Origin of the sequence: uncultured Campylobacter sp. (assembly GCF_938018145.1) — a bacterium.
Taxonomy (GTDB): domain Bacteria; phylum Campylobacterota; class Campylobacteria; order Campylobacterales; family Campylobacteraceae; genus Campylobacter_A.
The window spans coordinates 1-1,785 of sequence record NZ_CALIII010000327.1 but is presented as its reverse complement, the minus strand read 5'-3'; the positions used below and the strand labels follow the sequence as shown (position 1 = coordinate 1,785).

Sequence of the window (1,785 nt, the reverse complement as noted above, 5' to 3'; positions counted from 1 at the left end):
TAAAAATTTAGCTCGATAGACTACGTGTCTTATCTTCGCTAAATTTTTACGTCGCTTCTGCTTGCAGTTGCGACCGCAAGGGAAGCAAAGCCCTTAAATCCATCTCACGATACTTCGCCTTAAAATTTACGCTTAAATTTATGGATATGAGGAAAACGATGATACCAAGCTACAAAGAGATGATGTTTCCGATTTTAAGATTTATCGGCGAGCGCGGCAGCGTGGACAGAAAAGAGGTTTGTAAATTTGTCGCGGAGCACTATAAATTTAGCGACGACGAACTCTCGCAAAGGATCCCTAGCGGCATGCTTTTATACGTTAACCGCGCGGGCTGGGCGTTGTCGTATTTTGCAGGTAATAAAGAAGTCGTAAATTTACTCGGTACCAAAAAGCCGGTCAAAAAAACCGGCAGAGGCGTGTATGAGATAACGGATTTTGGCAAACAAATACTAAAAAGCAAGGATGCGCAGGCGAAATTTGAGGCTTGGTACGATGAAATTTATAAAAACAAAAGCGCGCCGAGCGCCGAAATCTCGCAAACCGCGACGCAAGAAAAGACGCCCATCGACGTCATCGCCGAGACGGCAGATGAGCTCGCACAAAATCTAAAATCTCAAATATTAGACGAAATTTCTCAGAAAAAGCCGAGCTTTTTTGAGTATTTGGTGGCGCGCCTGCTCGAAAAAATGGGCTACGGAGTAGGCAGACTAACCAAAAGCGGCGCGGACGGCGGTATAGACGGCATTATAGACGAGGACGAGCTTGGGTTGTCGCAAATTTACGTCCAGGCTAAAAGCTGGCAAGGCGCGGTTTCGCGTCCTGAAATTCAAAAATTCGTCGGCGCAATCTCGGATAAGCAGACCAAAAAGGGCGTATTTATCACGACGTCGAAATTTAGCAAGGATGCCGAAAGATACGCAGCAAACGTGCAAAGCCATACGGTTGTTTTGATCGACGGCGAGCGGCTGGCGGAGCTGATGATAAAATACAAACTAGGCGTCCAGGTGCGACAAAATATCGAGAATTGCGACATCGACGGGGACTTTTTCGGTGATGAAATTTGACCCGTCGCGAGTCGGCGCTCGGGCGTAGAAAGGCGAAATTTATGCTAAAATCGGCGTAAATTTAAAGGAAACCGATGAAAAAACTAAAATTTATCTTTGCTCTCGCCGCGGCGTTTATTTTTAGCGGCTGCTACGAGACGACGCTGCTTACTCGCGTGCCGATCTCTGCGCTTGTTTCGGACAAAGGCGCGGACGTGAAATCCACGCTCGTGCTAACGGACGTAACGCCGCAGACGCACGACGAAAAAGTAGTAACGGATAACGTGCGTGTTTTTGTTCCCGACGCAAAATTTAAGGATTTCCCGACCGGGCAGACCGCCTACGAGATGAGCGTGAGCGTCGGTATGGGCGACAAAGGCGGCAAAAACTCGGACAAGCGCGCCGTGCGGATATATCTGGACGAATTTGGCGGCGTCTACGGCAAGCTTAGCAAAAACGTACTCGAGCAGTACGCGGGCGCGGCGAAACAGGGCGAAGCGCCGACGCTAAAAGCGGCGATCAAATTTGAAAACGACACGAACGTCGTTTATGAGCTGGTCGTGGGCAACGAGTTTAAGGCGAGCGACGAGGCGCAGACGGGCGGCGTTTATACCTTGGCGCCTGGGCAGGTTACGGGCGCGATCTGGGCGGATAGCGCGGCGGTGCGCGAGGCGCTTGCCGGCAAGGCGGTCAAAATCGGAGCTCTAAGAAAGGCGGTAAAATGAAAAATCCTAAAATTGGC

General features: G+C 49.9%; 2 protein-coding genes. Both read left to right on the top strand.

Going from position 1 to position 1,785, the window contains the following annotated elements:
- Positions 1-158: 158 nt before the first annotated feature.
- The gene (locus Q0338_RS07600; RefSeq protein WP_298086226.1) at positions 159-1,064 is read left to right on the top strand and encodes a restriction endonuclease; all 906 of its coding nucleotides are present in this window, start codon (positions 159-161) and stop codon (positions 1,062-1,064) included.
- A gap of 74 nt (positions 1,065-1,138) precedes the next feature.
- Positions 1,139-1,768 (top strand): hypothetical protein, encoded by a 630-nt coding sequence (locus Q0338_RS07595; RefSeq protein ID WP_298086225.1) that lies wholly within the window; start codon positions 1,139-1,141, stop codon positions 1,766-1,768.
- Positions 1,769-1,785: the final 17 nt, after the last annotated feature.